We start from the raw sequence: 21276 nt of genomic DNA, 5'->3' as shown, positions 1-21276 counted from the left end.
CGGAGGAGTGTATGCGGCGCAGCCAGTCGGGATGGCACAAGGAGAGGCTGCGCATCATGAAATCCCCTATCGCGACCGTTCGCCACGTGCTGGACTTCATCAAGCGGCTGGTGCGTACCGTCGCCAGCCCCATGAAGCGCGATCATGGCCGTGGCGGCATGATGGTCCAGCCATATCGAGGGTACGGCTCCCGCACGCAGGTCTTTCTGATGGGCCGGGTGTTCCGTCAGGCACGCCTCGGGCGGTTGATCCCGCGCCGCGGCATGCTGCGCGACACCGCCGATGTCGTGCGGCGGATCGCTCGCCGCGGGTACGCCGATGCCCGTGTGGAGATACGGCTCGGCGACAATAGCGTCACCGTTACCACGGACAGGGATGGCTATTTCGATGCCCAGCTGCCCATCACTCATCCACTCCCCGAGGAGGTCGCCTGGCACCGGGCGGGTCTCGTGGTCAAGGCAGACAGTGAGCCTCCCGTCCAGGCGAGTGTCGATGTCTTCGTGGCGCTGCCCGAAACGGATCTGATGGTCATCAGCGATATCGATGACACGGTCATGTACACGGGCGTCGCCGACAAGCTGCGCATGCTGTATCGACTGTTCGTCGAAAAGCCCCACCGGCGCACCGCCTTTCCCGGTGCCGCCTCGCTCTACCAGGCGCTGCATCGTGGCGCAGAGGGAGATGCCCAGCGCCCGATCATCTATGTATCCCGCGGCCCCTGGGCAATCTACGAGGTGCTGGAGACCTTCTTCCAGCTCAACCATATTCCCGTGGGGCCGATCCTGTTCATGCGCGAGTGGGGCATCTCCCTGCGCCACCCCTGGCCGAGGCGTGCCGAGGATCACAAGCGCGACCTGATCGCGCGCATGCTGGCACTGTTCGATGAGATGCCCTGCATCCTGGTCGGTGACAGTGGCCAGCATGACCCCGAGATCTATACCCAGGTCGTCGAGGCGTACCCCGACCGTATCAAGGCGATCTACATTCGCCGGGTAGACAACAAGCCGGGCCGTGAGCGCGCCATCCAGCGGCTTCGCGACCAGATTCGCCATACTCCCTGCAAGCTGGTGCTGGCCCCCGACAGCAACCTGATGGCGGAGCATGCGTATGCCAATGGCTATATCTCCTCCCATGGCATGGAGGCCGTGCGACGGGATATCGCCGATTGTAAAGACGATCCGGCGTGATCAGCCTCCTGGCGAGTCGCGTCTCCTGATACCCTGAAGGTCTCTATCGCCAGTTTGCTCGGGTGCCCGTGATGATCGTCTTGGTGATCGTTCTGCTGTTGGCTCTCTTCCTGCTGCCCAATGTCTGGGCCCAGTGGGTGCTCAAGCGTCATGCACGGGGGCGCGATGACTATCCCGGCAGCGGGGCGGAGCTGGCCGAGCATCTGCTGCGCCGCCTCGGCATCGAGGGCGTTCGAGTGGAGGCGACCGAGCGGGGCGATCACTACGACCCCGAGGCGCGCTGCGTGCGGCTCTCCCCCGAGGTGTACCGGGGGCGCTCCCTCACCGCCGTCACCGTGGCGGCCCACGAGGTGGGGCATGCCATCCAGCACCACCAGGGCTATGCGCCGCTGCTGGCGCGCTCGCGCCTGGTCGCGGTGGCCCAGAGGGCCGAGAAGCTCGGCGCGCTGCTGATGATGGCCGCGCCCTTCCTGTTCGTGCTGACCCGTCTGCCCGGTGGGCTTGCCATCGTGGTGGCCGCGGCGGTGATCAGCTTCGGCACCGCCGCGCTGGTACACCTGGTGACCCTGCCGGTGGAGTTCGATGCCAGCTTCCAGCGTGCCCTGCCACTGCTCAAGCAGTATATCCCGCCCGGCGACATGGCCGGTGCCCGCCATGTGCTGACCGCCTGCGCCTTCACCTATGTGGCGGCGTCGCTGTCGAGCATTCTCAACCTGGGGCGCTGGTTGGTAATCCTCAGGCGCTGAAGGCCGGGCCCGGGATGAACGGCAGGCGGGCGAGGCCACCCAACAACACGAGAGCCGCTCCAATGAGCGGCTCTCGTGTTGTCTGCCGGCCGGGCCGGCCGCTGCATCACTTGCTGATCATGCGGTAGGCGCCGAGCAGTACCAGGGCACCCAGGATGGCGGTGACAAAGCTCCCCAGGCTGAAGTCGCCCATGGAGCCCATGCCGACCATCGAGCCCAGCCAGCCGCCCACGAAGGCGCCGCCGATGCCGATCAGGATGGTGACGATGATGCTACCGGGGTCCTTGCCGGGCATGATCCACTTGGCCAGCACACCAGCGATCAGGCCGAACAGAATCCATGCTAGAACACCCATCTTGCTCTCCTTGCTTGCTGGTAGGGGGATTTTCAGTCTGGCATACCTCCCTATCCGACTCCAAGGTCCCGGTGGCTTCCCCCCCTCCTCGTCACTCGGCACGATAATCTCGTTCTCTGAGCAGGCCACGACTCGGTTTCATGTGATGGGGTGGAAACCCTTTGCGGGGCTGCTGCAACCAACGGGTAGATGCGCCGCTGGCGCGCATCATCAACCCGCTGGAGGGAGGCACCACCATGAATACCATCAAGACACTGACAATCGGGCTGGGAGTGGCCGGGCTGCTGGGTGGCCTCTGCTCACAGGCAGTGGCCCATGATGAAGAAGCGCTGCGTCAGGTGCCGCCTGCATCACCCTATGTAAAGGTGAGTGATGCGCTGCCGCTGCCGGAGTTTATCCCCGGGCTCGGTACGCTCTTCGTCGACCCCGACACCCTGCCGGCCGGTCCCTTCCTGGCCTATGATCGCGAGGGGCAGCTGTCGGCCACCGTCTACATGACGCCGCTGGCCGCGCTGAAGGAGGGGGCGGCCTTCAATGATATGGCGGTGGGCCTGCATCCTGTCGAGTCGGTGGATATCTACTATAACGCCGGTCACCCCGGCGTGGATGAGCCCCATGCCCATGTCGTTTTGTTCCACGACAGCGAGGCGAAGGCGAGGCTGACCCCATGAGCCTGACTCGGCGCCGGTTCCTGTCCATGAGCGGCGGCATTGCCGCTCTGGCCGCGCTGCCCCTGGCCATCGCCCAGCCGGCACACGAGGTCGAGATCGCCATGCTCGGCACGGCGCGCGGCGAGCGGGTGTGGTTTGCGCCACTGGGAATCGCGGTGGCGCCATCGACGCGCGTGCGCTTCGTCAATCGAGACCCCGGCAACAGCCATACGGCCACGAGCTATCACCCGGCGAACTTCGAGCGAACGCAGCGCATTCCCGATGCGGCCGTCCCGTTTCATAGCGGGTTTCTGCTGCCGGGTGACACCTTCGAGGTGGTGCTGGATGCCCCGGGGGTCTATGACTACTACTGCCTGCCCCATGAGCGGGCGGGCATGGTGGGGCGCATCGTGGTGGGCACCCCGGAGACGCCGGGATGGCAGGGGGCGGTCGTCGAGACGGATCACGCCGCCGCGGCACTGGCGGCGCTGCCGTCGGTGGAGCGGATTCTTGTACACGGCCAGGTGATGCCGGAGGAGGCTGCATGACACATCGTCTGCGCGGTCTTGAGTCGCCCGAGCGGTTGGTGCCGGCGCTAGTCGGTGAGGCAGAGAGCGAACTGGTTGCCCGGGCACGGCGTGGCGACGAGGCGGCGGTGCGCGAGCTGGTGCGACGCTTCAATCCGCGGCTGTTTCGTGTCGCGCGTGGCCTGCTGGACAGCGATGCCGCCGCGGAGGAGGCGGTGCAGGAGGCCTATGTGGCGGCCTTCACGCGGCTCGATACCTTTCGTGGCACGGCGCGCTTCTCCACCTGGCTGACCCGCATCGTGATCAACCAGGCCAGGATGCAGTGGCGTCGCCGGCGTCCGCTGGAGGAGTACGACACCGTGGATGAAGGCGATACCGATGACACCGTGGTGGCCTTTCCCGGTATCGGTCCCGACGCCCTCGAGGCGGGGCTTGGTCGCCGGGAGTTTCGAGCCCTGTTGGAGGAAGCCCTCGACGAGCTGGCGCCGGAGTTCCGGCTGCCTTTCTTGATGCACGAGGTCGAGGGCATGGGGGTCTTCGCCATCGCTCGGGACCTGGGCATCAACCCCGCGACCATCAAGACGCGGCTGTTTCGGGCGCGTCGCAAGCTGCGTGCCCGCCTGGAGGCGAAGATGAAGGGAGGCTTCGGCGAGGTCTTTCCCTTCGATGGCGCGCGCTGTGCCGGCATGGCGGAGCGTGTCGTCGAGCGGCTTGTGGCGGCGGGGCAGATCACCCCGCCCGATTGGCGATGATCGCCGCACGGTGCGGTGCCGGGTAGCCCTCGCGGGTGCGGTTCGGATCGTCGGGATGGAGCGAGAAGCGTCAGCGCGCTCGGTTGGCGATGATTACCGCACGGCGCGGTGCCGGGTAGCCCTCGCGGGTCCGGGTGGGGTCGTCGGGATCGAGAAAGTCCGTCAGCGACTGGAAGGTCATCCAGTCGGTGGCGCGCTGCTCGTCGGTGGTGGTCACCGCCTCGTCCACCACGCGCATGTTCTCGAAGCCGCAGCGCTCGAGCCAGTGGCAGAGGGCGGCGGAGGAGGGCAGGAAGTAGACATTGGGCATGGCGGCGTAGCGCTCGCCCGGGAGCAGCACCGTGGTGGCATCCCCCTCGACCACCAGCGTCTCCAGCACCAGCTCGCCACCGGGCCGGAGCGCCTCCTTGAGCTGCTGCAGATGCTCCAGCGGGGAGGGGCGGTGGTAGAGCACGCCCATGGAAAACACCGTATCGAAGAAGCCGAGATTCTCGGGCACCTCCTCGATGCCTACCGGCAGGAAGTGGGTGCGCAGGCCATCGGCATCGCCGACGAAGTGGCGTACCGCCCGGAACTGCCAGAAGAAACGCGGCGAGGGGTCGATCACCAGCACGAAGGCGGCCCCCGCGCCGGCCATTCGCCAGCCGTGGTAGCCGCTGCCGCCGCCCACATCGAGGATGCGCCGACCCGCCAGCGATGCCAGGTGTGGAGCGACGCGCTGCCACTTCCAGTCGGAGCGCCACTCGCTGTCGATATGAATCCCGCCCAGTGAGAAGGGACCCTTGCGCCAGGGGGCGAGCTTTCTCAGCAGGTTCTCGCACTGGCGACGACGACTCTCGTCGAGCGCGAGGTCGACGCTGATCGTATCGGCATTCAGCTGTACATGGCGCTCGTCGGGCAGCGCCGGCAGCTTGGCCACCGCCTTCTCCCAGGCGGGCAAATCACCGAATCGCTTGCGGTCGAGGCCGCGGGCGAGCTGTTCGGGCAGGCGCGCAAGCCAAATGTCGAGCCCCTGGTCGATAAAGGCCTGATAGAGCTCGCGATGCTCGGCGGCGATCGGCATGGTTCAGACCTCGTCTGGCGTCGGCGTGGCGCCCCCCCTGGAAGCCTCATGTTTAAAGGCGATCAGGGAGGCAAAGTTGAGCAGCTGGAACCAGGTGTGGGTACGCGAGAAGCCGGCCTGGTCGAGACGAGCATGGTGCCCGGCCAGGGTGTCGGGTACCAGCACGTTCTCCAGCGCCGTGCGCTTCTGGCTGATCTCCAGATCGCTGTAGCCGTTGGCGCGCTTGAAGTCGTGGTAGCGCTCTACCAGCCAGGCGTTCTCCTGCTCGTCCTCGGCGCGGATCTTCTCCGAGAGCACCAGCACACCGCCGGGCTCCAGGGCGGCAAACAGTCGTGCCACCACGGCCTCGCGGTCCTGCGGAGGCAGGAACTGCAATGTGAAGTTGAGCACGATCATGCCCGCCGGCTGATACTCCAGCTGACGGATATCGCCCTCGAGCACCTCCATGGCGTGGTCGGGACACTCGGCGGCCAGCGTCTCCCGGGCGCGGGAGACCATGGCCGGCGAGAGGTCGACGCCGGTGTAGCGGAAGGCGTCCGGGGCGAGCTGGCCGGCCAGGGCCAGGCCCCCGGCACCCAGCGAGCTGCCCAGGTCATAGACCCGGGCGCCGTGGCGCAGGTGGCGCTGGGCGATCAGCCCCAGCATGCCGAGTATCTGTCCGTAGCCCGGCACCGAGCGGCGAATCATGTCGGGAAAGCAGGCGACGACTCGCTCGTCGAATGAGAAGCGGGCCACCCGGTCGAGGGGTGTCGAAAAGATCGCGTCACGGTAAGATGCGTCACTCATGATCGGGCCAGATAGACGGAAACGAGCGCCATTCTACGCGTGCCGCCTCGCCCTCGCACCCGTCGCTTTCAAGGAGGAGAAGGATGATCAACGAGAGCGCCGCCTGGCGTGAGCTCGAGGCGCATGCCGCTGAAGTGAGCCAACGCCACCTGCGTGAGCTGTTTGCCGCGGAGCCGGATCGTCAGGCCTGCTTTACCCGCCATGCCGCGGGCCTCACCCTGGACCTCTCCAAGCAGCGCTGGTCCAGGGAGACCCTGACGCATCTGCTGGCACTGGCCGAGCAGGCCGGGGTGCCCGGGGCGATCGAGCGCCTGCTCGCCGGCGAGCGAGTCAACGTCAGCGAGGATCGCCCGGCTCTGCATACGGCGCTGCGGCTGCCCGCCGAGGCTTCGCTGGTGGTGGAGGGGGAGGACCTGGTACCCGCGGTCCACCGTACCCTGGAGCGCATGACGGAGATGGTAGAGCTGTTTCATGCCGGTCAGTGGCGAGGCGCCACCGGCAAGCCGATCCGGGATGTGGTCAATCTGGGGGTCGGTGGCTCGGACCTCGGCCCGCTGATGGTGACCCATGCCCTGACCGACTATCGCCCCGAAGACGTGCACACCATCGAGGTGCACTTCGCCTCGACCATGGATGGCTCTCAGCTGGCCGACTACCTGCTGCGACTGAATCCCGAGACCACGCTGTTCGTGCTGTCATCGAAGTCCTTCACCACCATCGACACGCTCTCCAATGCCAATACCGCGCGAGACTGGCTGATGGCTCGCCTGATGGAGAGCGATGGCGTGGATGCCGCGCTGATCATGCGTCAGCACTTTATCGGCGTCTCTGCCAGCACCGAGAAGATGAACGAGTGGGGCATCGCCCCGGCGCATCAGCTGGAGTTCTGGGAGTGGGTAGGGGGGCGCTATTCGCTCTGGGGCGCCATCGGCCTGCCCATCGCCCTGGTGACCGGCATGCCGCACTTCCGGGCGCTGCTGGCCGGCGCCCACGCCATGGACCGCCACTTCCGCGAGACCCCGATGGCGGACAACCTGCCGGTGCTGCTGGCCCTGGCGGGGATCTGGAACGTCAACTTCCTGGATATTCGCGCCCACTCCATCCTGCCCTACGATGGCCGGCTGGAGTACTTCGCCGCCTATCTCGAGCAGCTGGAGATGGAGTCCAACGGCAAGTCGGTGACCCATGAAGGGCGCGAGGTCGGCTATGCCACCTGCCCGGTGCTGTGGGGCCAGCTCGGCCCCAATGCCCAGCACGCCTTCTATCAGCTGCTTCACCAGGGCACCCAGGCGGTGGAGTGCGATTTCATCGCGCCGCTACGGCGCTACGACGGGGTCGAGGATGCCGCGACCCGTGCTCACCTCAAGGGGCAGCACCGTCTGACCCTGGCCAACTGCTTTGCCCAGTCCCGGGTGCTGATGCTAGGGGATGATGCCATCGACGATGACGGCCCGCGCCCCGGCCACAAGCGCTACCGCGGCAATCAGCCCTCCAGCACCCTGCTGCTCGATGAGCTGACGCCTTCCACTCTGGGGGCACTGATCGCCCTGTATGAGCACAAGGTATTCGTTCAGGCCACGATCTGGGGGATCAACCCCTTCGACCAGTGGGGGGTCGAACTGGGCAAGAAGATCGCCGGCGAGACCCAGCGCATCCTCGAGAGCCACCAGGGGCTGGCGACCATGGATGCCTCCACGCGAGCCCTGATCGAGGCAGCCTGGGCGGCAGAGGAGTCCTTATGAAGCTGGCTACCTATACAGGTGTTGCGGTATGCTGAGCGGCTCGAGGCAGCCAGCGCCTGCGACCGGGGTGCTCTATCTGCACGGCTTCAACAGCGGGGCCGCCTCGCCCAAGGGCGTGTTGATGCGGCGCGCCTGCGAGGCCGTGGGAGTGCCCTGCATCACGCCCCAGCTGCCACATCAGCCGAGTGAGGCCCTGGCATTGGCGGAGTCGCATCTGTCCGAACTGGGCGAGCGCCCGCTGGTGGCGGGCAGCTCCATGGGGGGCTTTCTGGCAACCTGCCTGGCCGAGCGTTTCGCGCTTGCCGGTGTGCTGATCAACCCGGCGGTGCGCCCGGCGGATCTGGTGGCTGAGTGGGTGGGCGAGCAGTTCGTCAACGACCATACCGGCGAGCGGTTCACGATCGGCGAGCGGCACCTGGCCGAGCTGGCGGCGCTGACGCCCGAGGCGGTGAGCCCCGAACGCTATCTGCTGCTGCTGGGAACCGCCGATGAGGTGCTCGACCCCGCCCATGCCTGCGCGCTCTATCGTGGCGCAACAATGCTGCTGCACCCCGGGGCCGACCACGCCTTCACGGTACTCGCTCGACACCTGCCGGCGGTGCTGGCGCATGGCGGTCACGCCCTGCCGCGGGAGTGGCAGGCCAGCTAACACTAAGGAACCGGACGACTCATGACGCAATACAGTGCCAGCTCGATCGAGGTGCTTTCCGGCCTGGAGCCGGTGCGCAAGCGCCCGGGCATGTACACCGATACCAGCCGCCCCAATCACCTGATCCAGGAGGTGGTCGACAACAGCGTCGATGAGGCGCTGGCCGGCCACGCCAGCCGCGTCGCCGTGCGCCTGTTCGAGGATGGTGGCATCGAGGTCTCCGACGACGGCCGCGGCATGCCCATCGATATTCACCCCGAGCACGGCGTCTCCGGGGTGGAGTTGATCCTGACCCGGCTGCATGCCGGGGGCAAGTTCTCCAACGCCAGCTACCAGTTCTCCGGCGGCCTGCATGGGGTCGGGGTATCGGTGGTCAACGCCCTCTCCCGGCGCCTGGAGGTGGAGGTGTTGCGCGATGGCAGCCGTCACGCCATCGCCTTCGAACACGGCGAGCCGGTCTCCGGCCTTGCGGTGATCGGCAGCGTGGGCAAGCGCAATACCGGCACGGTGCTGCGTTTCTGGCCCGAGACCAGCTACTTCGATAGCCCACGCCTGGCCATCGGGCGGCTCAAGCACCTGCTGCGTGCCAAGGCGGTGCTCTGCCCGGGGCTCAAGGTCACCCTGGTGGAGCCCGATGGCACCGAGAGCGAGTGGCAGTACGCCGATGGCCTGCGCGACTACCTGGCCCAGGCGACCGATGGTTATGAGGTGCTCCCCGATTCGCCCTTTATCGGCCACTTTGCCGATGACGAGCAGGGCGTGGACTGGGCGATCCAGTGGCTTCCCGAAGGGGGCGAGCCGCTACTGGAGAGCTACGTCAACCTGATCCCCACGCCCCAGGGCGGCACCCACGTCAACGGGCTGCGCGCCGGCCTGCTCGAGGCGCTGCGCGAGTTCTGCGAATACCGAAGCCTGCTGCCGCGGGGGGTGAAGCTCAGCGCCGAGGACCTCTGGGAGCGGGTCAGCTATGTGCTCTCGGTGAAGATGCTCGACCCGCAGTTCGCCGGTCAGACCAAGGAGAGGCTCTCCTCGCGCACCGTGGCGGGCTTCGTTTCCGGCGTGGTCAAGGATGCCTTCTCGCTGTGGCTCAACCAGCATGTCGACCAGGCCGAGGCCCTGGCGGAGCTTGTGATCAGCGCCGCCCAGCGCCGCCAGAAGAGCTCGAAGAAGGTGGCGCGCAAGAAGGTCACCTCGGGGCCGGCGCTGCCCGGCAAGCTGGCCGACTGCTCCGGTCAGGACCCGGCCGCCAGCGAGCTGTTTCTGGTGGAGGGGGACTCCGCCGGCGGCAGCGCCAAGCAGGCGCGCGATCGCGAGACCCAGGCGATCCTGCCGCTGCGCGGCAAGATACTCAACACCTGGGAGGTGGAGTCCCACGAGATTTACGGCTCCCAGGAGGTCCACGATATCGCCGTGGCCGTGGGCATGGACCCCGGCAGCGACAACCTCTCCAAGCTGCGCTACAACAAGATCTGCATTCTTGCCGACGCCGACTCCGATGGCCTGCATATCGCCACCTTGCTGTGCGCGCTGTTCGTGCGTCACTTCCCGGCACTGGTCGACGCCGGCCACGTGTTTGTGGCCATGCCGCCGCTCTACCGTATCGACCTGGGCAAGGAGGTCTTCTACGCCCTGGACGAGAGCGAGAAGGCGGCGATCCTGCGCAAGCTGGAGGGCAAGCGCGGCACCGTGAACGTCCAGCGCTTCAAGGGCCTGGGCGAGATGAGCCCGCTGCAGCTGCGTGAGACCACCATGGCCACCGAGACACGTCGCCTGGTCCAGCTCACCCGCGAGGCCGACGACGGCACCATGGAGATGATGGACATGCTGCTGGCCAAGAAGCGGGCCGCCGATCGCAAGAGCTGGCTCGAGGACTACGGCAATCTCGCTGACATAGAGGTGTAGCTACCAGCGCTATGAATGTCACCAATCGCGCGATAAATCGCGCTCCTACGATGATTATGGCAACCGCCTACGCCTTGTAGGAGCCGGATTTATCCGGCGATGGAGCTTTTAAGAGGTCTGACCCGGCTTCGCCGGGAGCTGTAAGCCATAAGCTTGAAGCTGGAAGAAATGCCGAGGCGAGCGGCGCCGGGGGCAGCCCGCGGCGGAGGTCCTATGCCAGGGATGGCATCGGTAGCGCCCAGGGATGGGTTCACAGCGCCTCCGCCTAGGGCTGTCACCGGATAAGCCGCGATTGTAAGCCTCGGACTCCAATGAGTTTTCAGTGGGACGATCCCCAAACGATTCCACGATCGCGAATAAGGTCAACGTGCTATGACCATGGATATCCAGGTGGCGGAGGGCGACGTCGAGCGCCTTTCGTTGCGCGAATATACCGAGAAGGCGTACCTCGACTACTCGATGTACGTCATTCTCGACCGGGCGCTGCCGCATATCGGCGACGGCATGAAGCCGGTGCAGCGCCGCATCATCTACGCCATGCGCGAGCTGGCCCTCAACGCCAGCGCCAAGTACAAGAAGTCGGCGCGTACCGTCGGCGATGTGCTGGGCAAGTTCCACCCTCACGGCGACAGCGCCTGCTACGAGGCCATGGTCCTGATGGCCCAGCCATTCAGCTATCGCTACCCGCTGGTGGATGGCCAGGGCAACTGGGGCAGCCCCGATGACCCCAAGTCGTTCGCGGCCATGCGCTATACCGAGGCGCGGCTGTCGAAGTTCGCCGAGGTGCTGCTTGCCGAGCTGGGCCAGGGCACCGTGGACTGGACCCCCAACTTCGACGGCACCATGAACGAACCCGTGGTGCTGCCGGCGCGGCTGCCTCATGTGCTGCTCAATGGCGGCACCGGCATCGCCGTCGGCATGGCGACGGATATTCCCCCGCACAATGTGAACGAGGTGGTCGAGGCCACCTGTCACCTGCTGCGTCATCCCGAGGCGACCACCACGGATCTGATCCAGCACCTGCCGGCGCCGGACTTCCCCACCGCGGCGGAGATCATCACCTCGCGTGCCGACCTGCGCAAGGTCTACGAGAACGGCCGCGGCTCGGTGAAACTGCGCGCCCGCTATGTGCGGGAGGAGGGGAGTGTGGTGATCACCGCGCTGCCCTACCAGGTCAGCGGCTCCAAGGTACTCGAGCAGATCGCCGCCCAGATGCAGGCCAAGAAGCTGCCCATGGTGGCCGACCTGCGTGACGAGTCGACCCACGAGGAGCCGACCCGGCTGGTGATCGAGCCGCGCTCCAATCGTGTCGATATCGAGTCGCTGATGGCGCACCTGTTCGCCACCACCGACCTCGAGAAGAACATCCGCATCAATATGAACGTGATCGGCCTGGACGGCCGGCCACGGGTGATGCCGCTGCCCGACATGCTCGGCGAATGGCTGCGCTTCCGGCGCTCCACGGTGCGCCGGCGCCTGGAGCACCGTCTGGGCAAGGTCGAGGACCGCCTGCACCTGCTTGAAGGCCTGCTGATCGCCTACCTCAATATCGACGAGGTGATCCGCATCATCCGCGAGGAGGATGAGCCAAAGCCCGCCCTGATTGAGGCCTTCGGCCTCAGCGACCGTCAGGCCGAGGCGATCCTGGAGCTGCGCCTGCGCCACCTGGCCAAGCTCGAGGAGATGAAGATCCGCGGCGAGCAGTCGGAGCTCGAGGCCGAGCGTGCCCATCTGCAGGAGCTGCTGGGCAACGAGGCCAAGCTGACTGACCTGATCGAAGAGGAACTGCGTGCAGCCGCCGAGGCCCACGGTGACGAGCGCCGCTCGCCCATCGTCGAGCGCGAAGAGGCCCGAGCGCTCTCCGAGGTCGAGCTGGTGGGGGCCGACCCGGTGACCGTGGTGCTCTCCGAGAAGGGCTGGATTCGCAGCGCCAAGGGTCACGAGATCGACCCTTCGGGGCTCTCCTTCAAGGCCGGCGACCGCTTCCATCTCGCCGCCCGTGGCAAGACCAACCAGCCGCTGGTGCTGCTCGACGATACCGGGCGCGCCTACACCCTGCAGGCACACAACCTGCCCAGCGCACGAGGCCAGGGCGAACCGGTGACCAGTCGGGTCAATGTGGTGGCCGGCGCCCATATCGCCGGGGTGATGCTGGCGCCATCGGCGACCCGCTATCTGCTCGCCTCCGACGGGGGCTACGGCTTCGTCGCTCGTCTCGAGGAGCTGGTGGGCAAGAACAAGTCAGGCAAGTCGGTGCTCGCCGTACCCAAGGGCTGCAATGTGCTGCCCCCGGTGGCGGTGCCCGAGGGGGAGGGGGCTTTGGTCGCGGCGGTCTCCAACGAGGGGCGCCTGCTGCTCTTCCCCCTGAGCGAGCTTCCCGAAATGGCCAGGGGCAAGGGCAACAAGATGATCGATATCCCCGGACCGCGGGCGGCGCGGCGCGAGGAGTTCGTCCGCGACCTGGTGGTATTGCCGGCCGATGCCAGCCTGGTGGTGCATGCCGGCAAGCGTCATCTGACGCTCAAGGCCAACGATCTGGCCTATTATCTTGGCGAGCGCGGCCGGCGCGGCAGCAAGCTGCCTCGTGGGTTGCAGAAGGTCGATCGCTTGGAAGTCGCCGAATGATAGGGCGGTAGGAGCCGAATGTATTCGGCGATTGGCCGTGGTTCGCCCGATGAATCGGGCTCCTACGGCTTAAGACTGGGGTTAACATGACAAGACGAATCTTGATCCGCGCCACCGGCGTGGCACGGCCGGGCCAGCTGGCCGGACTGGGCAAGGCACTGGCGGCAAGTGGCGCGCGGCTGCTGGATATCAACCAGAGCGTGACTTTCGGCATGCTGTCGCTGGAGGCCCTGGTGGGCCTGGACCGCGACAGCGACCTCGAGGCCGCGCTGTCGGCGGCGGGTGACGAGCTGGGCCTCGACGTCCAGGCGATCCAGGTCAGCGCCGAGGATTACCAGCGCTGGAGCAGTCAGGCCAGCCGGCCACGGCTGATCCTGACCCTGCTGGCGCCGCATCTGCCCGCCGGCATCCTGGCCGAGGTGGGCGCGCTGACCGCCGAGCATGGCCTGACGGTGGAGCTGATCCATCGCCTCTCCGGCCGAGAGCCGCTGGATGGCGGCGTGCCCCAGGAACACGACAGCATTCAGGGCGCCTGCGTGGAGTGCTGGCTGCGCGGCGATGAGGTCGACCTCGATGCGCTGCGCGAGAAGGCACTGGCGCTGGGCGCCATGCATGGTGTGGATATCGCCATCCAGGAAGACTCCATCTGGCGTCGCCATCGTCGGCTGGTGTGCTTCGACATGGACTCCACCCTGATCCAGGCCGAGGTGATCGACGAGCTGGCGTGCCGTCACGGGGTCTATGACGAGGTCGCCGAGGTCACCGAGCGTGCCATGCGCGGCGAGCTCGACTTCCAGCAGAGTTTTCGCGAGCGCATGGCCAAGCTCAAGGGGCTCGACGAGGCGGTGCTGGCCGAGATCGCCGAGGAGCTGCCACTGATGGATGGCGTCGAGCGCCTGATGACCCAGCTCAAGCGCCTGGGCTATCGCACGGCCATTCTCTCTGGCGGCTTCACCTACTTTGCCCGTCATCTGCAGCGGCGGCTCGGCTTCGACGAGGTCCATGCCAACGAGCTTCTGATCGACAATGGCAAGGTGACCGGCGAGGTGCGTGAGCCGATCCTCGACGCCGATCGCAAGGCGGAGCTGCTGCGCGATATCGCCGCCCGTGAGGGGCTGGCCATGGAGCAGACCATCGCCGTGGGCGATGGCGCCAACGATCTCAAGATGCTGGCCGCCGCAGGGCTCGGCATCGCCTTTCGCGCCAAGCCGCTGGTGCGTGCCCAGGCACGGCACTCGCTCTCGACCCTGGGCCTCGATGCCGTGCTCTATCTGATCGGTTACCGCCAGGGCGATCTGGAGGAGTAGCCGCTAAATGGTATGCATGTAGAACGCTGTTCTATATCAATAATTCAAACGTGCGTTGGTGGTTGGTCCTGATGGCGGTGGTGTACCGACTGGATACAATGTATAACGCGAGATATTAAGAAATAATCAGGGTAGATAGCGTTATGCAGACGATGACGGTCGTAGCACTTTCCGGTGAGGCGTGGGTGCGTGATGTTGATGGCAAGCTTCGTGCACTTCAGGAAGGCGATGCCGTTGAGGTTGGGGACGTCATCGTAACAGCCGTCGGTACCACCCTGGAGCTGGCGGAGCAGAACGGCGTCAACCTTCTGGTGCCGGGGGGCACCCAGGTAGCGCTGAGCGAGCTGCTGGCGAGTCTAAGCGACGCCTCTCGAGTTGATGCCGAGGCAGTCGACGACCAGGGGGACCACAGCGATACCGCAGAGCATGACGCTTCGCCGCTGACTCCACAGCCGTTAGTGGAGATACAGAATACCCACAGCTCCGCTGTCTCTCTATCTAATGATGCAGGGTTTAGCTTCGTTCGTGTGGAGCGTATCGAGCTGCCGCTCAAGCCGCTGGCCTTTGACTATGGGTATGAGCGAAGCCATCTCTTGGATACCCCCGAGGGAGGGAGTCCTGGCCGGACCTTTGATGGTGATGACCATGGCGTTTCCGTGGTGGCACCGAGCAACACCGAAGCTACCACGCCGGATAGCAACGTTACCGATCAAGTCGTATTCGAGAGTGGGCTGACGGGTGGCTCGGCTCCAAATGCCTCCGACACTCAGGCGAACGGCCAGTTTACCCTGACCGCAATAGATGGCCTGGCCAAGACCGGTGCGGTGGCCATCACCTATACCGATGTGAACGGTGATCCCGAGACTCTAAGCCTGGGCAAGGCTCAAGTGGAGGGGCTGGGCTCCAGCAGCCAGACCCTCACCACCCAGTACGGTGAGCTGGTGCTCAATGGCGTCAGCCAGGGCGCCGATGGCACTATCACCATCGACTATGCCTACACCCTGACCAGTGCGCCGGATGTTAATGGCGATAATGCCAGCGACACCTTCACCGTCACCGTCACTGACCGCGATGGCGACAGCAAGAGTGGCGATCTGAGCATCAAGATCGTGGATGATACGCCGGTGGCCAAAGATGATGCCAACGGCATTGCCGAAGATGTGTCGTCGGTGGCCGGCAATGTTGTCACTAATGATGTCGCCGGTGCCGATGGTGCCACCGTCACCGGCATTACCAGCACTAATATGGCCAGCAACACTGCCACGAATACTAATGGTGTGCTGGAGATAGAAGGCCAGTACGGCACCCTGACCATCGAGGCCGATGGTAGTTATAGTTATGCGCTGGATAACAGCAATCTGGATGTGCAGGGGCTGACCCCCGGTGAATCCCTCGATGAGGTGTTCAACTACACCCTGACCGACGGCGACGGTGATGAAGCCAGTGCCAACCTGACCATCACCATTGGTGGCAGCAACGACGGCGTCACCGTGACCGTGCCGAGCGACACCACGGCCACCAGCCCCGATGGAGACCGCACCGATCAGGTGGTGTTTGAAAGCGGGCTGGCGGACGGCTCTGCGCCCAACGCACTGGATACTCAGGTCAGCAGTCAGTTCACCCTGAAAGCGCCGGACGGCCTGGCCGAGAATGGGGCGGTGACCATCGGCTATACCGATGTGAACGGTGATCCCCAGACCCTGAGCCTGAGCAAGGCGCAGGTGGAAGGACTGTCTGGTACCAATCAGACCCTCACCACCCAGTACGGTGAACTGGTACTCAATGGCGTCAGCCAGGGCGCCGATGGCACCCTGACCATCGACTATGACTACACCCTGACCTGTGCGCCGGGTGTGGCTGGCGATGCCACCAACGACAGCTTCAGCATCACCGCCAGCGATCGTAACGGCGACAGTCACAGCGACGATCTGACCATCAAGATTGTCGATGACGCGCCGCAAGCCCGGGATGATGCCAACGGCATCACCGAGGATGCGGTGTCGGTGGCGGGCAACGTGATTGCCGGTACCGATGGCACCGGCACGCAGGATGCCGATCCGACTCAGGCCGACACCACCGGGGCCGATGGCGCCACCGTGACCGGGGTGAGCAGCAGCAATGTGGCCGGCAACACCGCCACCGAAAGCAATGGCACCCTGGTGATCGAGGGCCAGTACGGCACCCTGACCCTCGAGGCCGATGGCAGCTATAGCTATGTGCTGGACAACAGCAACCTGGAGGTACAGGGGCTGATTGCCGGTGAGAGCCTCGACGAGGTGTTTAACTACGCCCTCACCGACGGTGACACCGACGTCCGCAGCGCCAACCTGACCCTCACCATCAACGGCAGCAACGATGGCGTGACCGTGGACGTGCCGAATGACACCACGGCCAGCATCCCTGATGCTGACAGCACCGATCAGGTGGTGTTTGAAAGCGGGCTGGCGGACGGCTCTGCGCCCAGCGCGGCGGACACCCAGGTGAGCAGCCAGTTCACCCTGACCGCCCTGGACGGCCTGGCCGAGACGGGGGCAGTAACCATCAGCTACATCGATGTGAACGGCCAGCCGGCTACCCTGAGCCTGAGCAAGGCGCAGGTGGACGCGCTGGGCACCACCAGTCAGAACATCACCACTGAATACGGCGAGCTGGTGCTCAATGGCGTCAGCCAGGGCGCCGATGGCACCCTGACCATCGACTATGACTACACCCTGATCACGGCCCCTAGCCTGGATGTGGAGGCGGCCAACGACAGCTTCACTATCGCCGCCACCGACCGTGACGGCGATACCAACAGCGACAATCTGACCATCAAGATCGTTGACGATGCGCCGGTTGCCCGTGACGACACCAACAGCGTCACTGAAGATGGGGCGTCAACCACTACCGGTAACGTATTGGGAGGTACTGGCGTATCGGCAGGCGATGTGACCGATACTCCGGGAGCGGACGGTGCCACTCTGGCAGGCGTTACCGCAGGTGTGGTCAATACCGAGATCATCGGTAACCTGGGCAGCTCAGTAGCCGGCTCTTACGGCAGTCTGGTGCTGGGCACCGATGGTGTTTACACCTATGTGCTGAATAATGATGATGCCAGAGTAAATGCTCTGAAAGACGGTGAAAGCCTCAGCGATATCTTCAGTTACACCTTCAAGGATGCCGATGGCGACTGGAGTACCGCCACTATTACCATCACCATTAATGGTAACACCGATGGCGCACCGACCATTGCCCCGGTAGATGGCAACGGCGACGACAGTAGTGGTGTATCTGCCATTGGTCAGGCCACGGTCAGTGAGGCCGGTCTGGCAGACAACAGCAACAGCCATAAAACCGACGGGACCCTGACGCTGACAGCGCCCGACGGACTGGCCAGCATCAGCATTGGCGGCACCAAAATCCTGGTGAGTCAGCTGGAAGCGCTCCAGCCTGCAGATGCCACAACTCACATTACCATCATCACGCCTCTGGGTAAGCTGACCCTGACCGGGTTTACCGCTGATGCCGTTGTGGGCGGGGTACCGGTAAAAGGCACGGTGCACTATGACTATGAGCTGTCCAGCCCTTATAACAACACGGCTACAGCAGAAGCCGATAATGGCCTGGACAGGATCGATCTCGTTGTTACCGATGTAAAAGAGGCCAGTAACAGCGGCGAGCTTGTGGTTAACATTCTCGACGATGTTCCGGTAGCGAACGCCGACACCGGCACCGTGACCGAAGACGGCGCTGTGCTGGAAGGCAACGTGATCACCGACGCGGGCAGTGGCAAAGACGTGGTGGGTGCCGATAACGCCACGGCGGCTACTGTTGTAACCGGTGTGGCCAAAGGCAGCGCCACGGGTGAGCAGAGCGGCAATGTCGGTGGTACCGGTGTGACCGGTGATTACGGCACCCTGGTGCTGAACGCCGCTGGCAGCTACAGCTACACCCTGGATAACGATAACGCTACGGTCAATGCCCTGAAAGACGGTGAGACGCTGACCGAAACCTTCAGCTACACCATCAAGGATGCGGATGGCGACTGGAGCACCACCATCCTGACCATCACCATCGATGGCACCACCGATGGCGCGCCAAGCATCGCGGCCAACGACACCACCGCCGGTGTGTATGGCGATATTACCGTGAAGGAAAGTGGCCTGACGGATGGCACCGATGCCAGCAGTGACAGTGAAGCGACTAACGGTACCATCACGATTACCGCCCCGGATGGCTTGCAGAGCATCACCGTGGGTGGCCAGAGCTTCACCCTGGCGCAGCTGAATGCGTTGGCGACAACACCGCAAACGGTTGCGGTGGATGGCGGCACTCTGGAACTGACCGACTTTACCGCCAGTAGCTCGGTAGGGGGCGTGCCGACGGCAGGCGCTCTCGATTACACCTACACCTTAACCGACGAGCAGACCCACAGCGGTGCCGAAGATGATCCGCTCACGCTAAAAATTCCGCTGAGCGTGACCGACGCGGGCAGCGCGACTACCAATGGCACCCTGACGGTGCAGGTGGAAGACGACGCGCCGCAGGCGTTCGTCGATACCGGTAGTGTCAGTGAAGGCGCAACCCTGACCGTAACGGCCACCGATGGCGTGCTGAGCAACGACACTGCCGGAGCCGATGGCTGGGATACGGATGGTGCTGTGATCGGCGTGGCCGCCGGCAATACCGGCACCGCATCCAGCGGTGGCGTGGCGGGTCGCATTGATGGCCAGTACGGCTACCTGACCCTCAACGCCGATGGCAGCTACGAGTACGTCTCCACCGCCGATGCGATTACCGGTGACGAGCAGGACGTGTTCACCTATACCGTACGCGACGGTGACGGCGACGAAACCACTGCCACGCTGACCATCAATGTGGCGGATGTCAGCCTGGCTGAAACGCCGATCACGGAAAGTGTGAACGAAAGCGGCTTGAGCGGTGGTTCCACCGATGGTGATAGCAGCCAAATTGCCACCGGCACGGTGACCTTGCCGGCCGGTGTGGAAGCGGTGCCTCAGACCAATGTCAGCACCGGATACGGTGAGTTCAGCATCGACAAAGATGGCAACTACACCTACACGCTGACGGACACCACCTCGGGTGATGCCATTACCGACAGCTTCGAGTACACCACCCAGGATGCCGATGGCAACACGGTCACCAACACCGTGACCATCAGTATTGTGGACGACGTACCGGTGGCGCAGGACGACACCCACAGCATCACAGAAGATGCGACACCGAATCCGGTGAGTGGCAACGTGTTGATCGGTGGCGTGGCCGCCGGTGATGCAGCGGATACCCAAGGTGCTGACGGCGCGGTCGTGACCGGGGCTCAGGCCGGTAGCGTTGCAGGCCCGATCGCCGATGGAAACCTGGCCACGGCCATCAGCGGCCAGTACGGCACGCTGATCCTGCAGGCCAACGGCGGCTACACCTATCAGTTGGATAACAGCAACCCGGCGGTCAACGCCCTGAAAGATAACGACACGTTGGCTGATACCTTCAGCTACACCCTGACCGACGGAGACGGAGATCAGTCCACCGCGACGATTACGATTACTATCAACGGCAACACCGATGGTGATCCAAGCGTGACCATCGCCGACAACAACGGCGCAGCGGCCGGTGATCACAGCATTGCCGAGGACGCGACCAGCCCGGTTACCGGCAGCTTCACGGTGTCAGCACCGGATGGTCTCAAGAGCGTACAGGTAGGTAGCAAAACCCTGACACCGACGGATCTGGCCGGGTTGTCACCGACCACCCCTGTTACCGTGAACGGTACAGAGGGCGCGTTGACCCTGATCGGCTATAACGCCAACACGGGCGAGATCACCTACGAGTACCAGCAGTCCGGCACGGCCAAAGATCACCGCGGCGGTGATAACAGCGTGAGTGACAGCTTCACGATCACGGTGACCGATAATTCAGATGTCACGTCCAGCGATGCGCTGGATATTCTGATCACCGACACCGCTCCGGTAGCAGAGGATGATGCGAACAGCATCACCGAAGACAGCACCGTGGCGGCTAGCGGCAACGTGATTGGCGGTCCGAATGCCTCCGCCAACGATGCCGCGGATACCGTGGGTGCCGATGGCGCTACCGTCACCGCCATTGCCAGCAACAACGTTAGCGGCAATACGCCCAGCACCAATGCCGATGGCGATCTGGTGATTGACGGCGAGTACGGCACCCTGACCATCAAGTCTGATGGCAGTTACGACTATGTGTTGGACAACACCAATCTGAACGTACAGGGCCTGCTGGCTGGCGAAAACCTGAGCGAGACGTTCACCTACACCCTGACCGATGGCGATGGGGATACCGCGGACGCGATCCTGGATCTGACCATCAACGGGGCTAATGATGGTGTGACGGTCACGGTGCCAGTCAATGATGCCGCGACCACGCCGGATGGCGACAACACGGATCACGTCGTCTTCGAAAGTGGCTTGGCCGATGGCTCGAACCCGAGCGCAACCGACACCCAGGTCGACTCCAGCTTTACCCTCACGGCGCTGGATGGCCTGGCGGCCGACGGCGGTGTGACGCTGGCGTACATCAACGTGAACGGCGAGGCGCGCACGCTCTCACTGAGCAAGGCGCAGGTTGAAGCGCTGGCGACTCAGAGCCAGACGATTGACACCCAATACGGTGAATTGGTGCTCAACGGCTACCAGCAAGCCGTCGATGGCACCATCACCATTGACTATAACTACACCTTGGAGCGTGCGCCGCAAGTTGCCGGTGCCGATACCCGGGACAACATTGCCATCACGGTGACCGATCGAAACGGTGATAGCAATAGCCAAAGTGGCAACGTGACCATCAAAGTGGTTGACGACGCGCCCAGTGCCGTAGATGACGCCAATAGCATCACCGAAGATGCCGTACCCAACTCGGTAAGCGGCAATGTTGTCACCAACGATACCGTCGGTGCCGACGGGGCGAACGTGACCGCGATTACCAGCACCAATGCGCCCGGTAATACGGCAAC

Annotated in this window: 13 protein-coding genes and 1 pseudogene; 11 read left to right on the top strand and 3 right to left on the bottom strand. The window is 64.4% G+C overall.

Annotated features, from left to right (window positions below; all coding sequences use genetic code 11):
* The first annotated feature begins 56 nt into the window (after positions 1–56).
* Together RM463_RS15000 and RM463_RS14995 are read left to right on the top strand one after the other, a co-directional pair.
* Positions 57–1187: a phosphatase domain-containing protein gene (locus RM463_RS15000; RefSeq protein WP_311430444.1), complete on the top strand. Its 1131-nt coding sequence runs from the start codon at positions 57–59 to the stop codon at positions 1185–1187.
* Positions 1188–1258: 71 nt separating this feature from the next.
* Positions 1259–1933, top strand: a complete 675-nt coding sequence (locus tag RM463_RS14995; protein ID WP_195688325.1) for a zinc metallopeptidase — start codon at positions 1259–1261, stop codon at positions 1931–1933.
* 106 nt (positions 1934–2039) lie between these two features.
* Here RM463_RS14995 and RM463_RS14990 read toward each other — a convergent pair whose 3' ends face one another.
* Positions 2040–2288, bottom strand: a complete 249-nt coding sequence (locus RM463_RS14990; protein ID WP_311430443.1) for a GlsB/YeaQ/YmgE family stress response membrane protein — start codon at positions 2286–2288, stop codon at positions 2040–2042.
* Positions 2289–2524: 236 nt separating this feature from the next.
* Here RM463_RS14990 and RM463_RS14985 point away from each other — a divergent pair, with 236 nt between their 5' ends.
* From RM463_RS14985 to RM463_RS14975, 3 genes are read left to right on the top strand one after another with little or no spacing between them, the layout of a single operon-like run.
* Positions 2525–2959 (top strand): hypothetical protein, encoded by a 435-nt coding sequence (locus RM463_RS14985; RefSeq protein WP_311430442.1) that lies wholly within the window; start codon positions 2525–2527, stop codon positions 2957–2959.
* Positions 2956–3486 carry a plastocyanin/azurin family copper-binding protein gene (locus tag RM463_RS14980; protein ID WP_311430441.1) on the top strand — a complete coding sequence of 177 codons (531 nt, stop codon included), beginning with the start codon at positions 2956–2958 and terminating at the stop codon, positions 3484–3486. The genes RM463_RS14985 and RM463_RS14980 overlap by 4 nt, the downstream gene beginning before the upstream one ends.
* The gene (locus RM463_RS14975; RefSeq protein WP_311430440.1) at positions 3483–4217 is read left to right on the top strand and encodes an RNA polymerase sigma factor; all 735 of its coding nucleotides are present in this window, start codon (positions 3483–3485) and stop codon (positions 4215–4217) included. Before RM463_RS14980 ends, RM463_RS14975 begins: the two co-directional genes overlap by 4 nt.
* Here RM463_RS14975 and cmoB read toward each other — a convergent pair.
* Positions 4195–5280, bottom strand: a pseudogene (gene cmoB / locus RM463_RS14970) (tRNA 5-methoxyuridine(34)/uridine 5-oxyacetic acid(34) synthase CmoB). The gene RM463_RS14975 and the pseudogene cmoB overlap by 23 nt on opposite strands.
* A 3-nt stretch (positions 5281–5283) precedes the next feature.
* On the bottom strand, positions 5284–6066 hold the full coding sequence (gene cmoA / locus RM463_RS14965; protein ID WP_311430439.1) for a carboxy-S-adenosyl-L-methionine synthase CmoA: 783 nt from the start codon (positions 6064–6066) through the stop codon (positions 5284–5286).
* A gap of 83 nt (positions 6067–6149) precedes the next feature.
* On the opposite strand from cmoA, the gene pgi reads away from it, so the two are divergent.
* From pgi to RM463_RS14935, 6 genes are all read left to right on the top strand, one after another.
* Positions 6150–7808: a glucose-6-phosphate isomerase gene (gene pgi / locus RM463_RS14960; RefSeq protein WP_311430438.1), complete on the top strand. Its 1659-nt coding sequence runs from the start codon at positions 6150–6152 to the stop codon at positions 7806–7808.
* Between the two features lie 28 nt (positions 7809–7836).
* Entirely contained in the window at positions 7837–8457 is a 621-nt protein-coding gene (locus RM463_RS14955; RefSeq protein WP_311430437.1) for a YqiA/YcfP family alpha/beta fold hydrolase, read from the top strand.
* A 21-nt stretch (positions 8458–8478) separates the two neighbouring features.
* Positions 8479–10359: a DNA topoisomerase IV subunit B gene (parE, locus tag RM463_RS14950; RefSeq protein ID WP_132045294.1), complete on the top strand. Its 1881-nt coding sequence runs from the start codon at positions 8479–8481 to the stop codon at positions 10357–10359.
* Positions 10360–10731: 372 nt separating this feature from the next.
* Positions 10732–12984, top strand: coding sequence for a DNA topoisomerase IV subunit A (gene parC / locus RM463_RS14945; RefSeq protein ID WP_311430436.1), 2253 nt, complete (start codon positions 10732–10734; stop codon positions 12982–12984).
* 86 nt (positions 12985–13070) lie between these two features.
* Positions 13071–14291 (top strand): phosphoserine phosphatase SerB, encoded by a 1221-nt coding sequence (gene serB, locus RM463_RS14940; RefSeq protein ID WP_311430435.1) that lies wholly within the window; start codon positions 13071–13073, stop codon positions 14289–14291.
* A gap of 143 nt (positions 14292–14434) precedes the next feature.
* On the top strand, positions 14435–21276 hold a 6842-nt coding region (locus RM463_RS14935), incomplete at its 3' end, for a VCBS domain-containing protein (protein ID WP_311430434.1).

It is taken from the genome of Halomonas sp. LES1 (assembly GCF_031846005.1).
Lineage (GTDB): Bacteria > Pseudomonadota > Gammaproteobacteria > Pseudomonadales > Halomonadaceae > Halomonas.
Note: the sequence above shows the minus strand (reverse complement) of the source record. Positions and strands in the feature narration are given on the sequence as shown.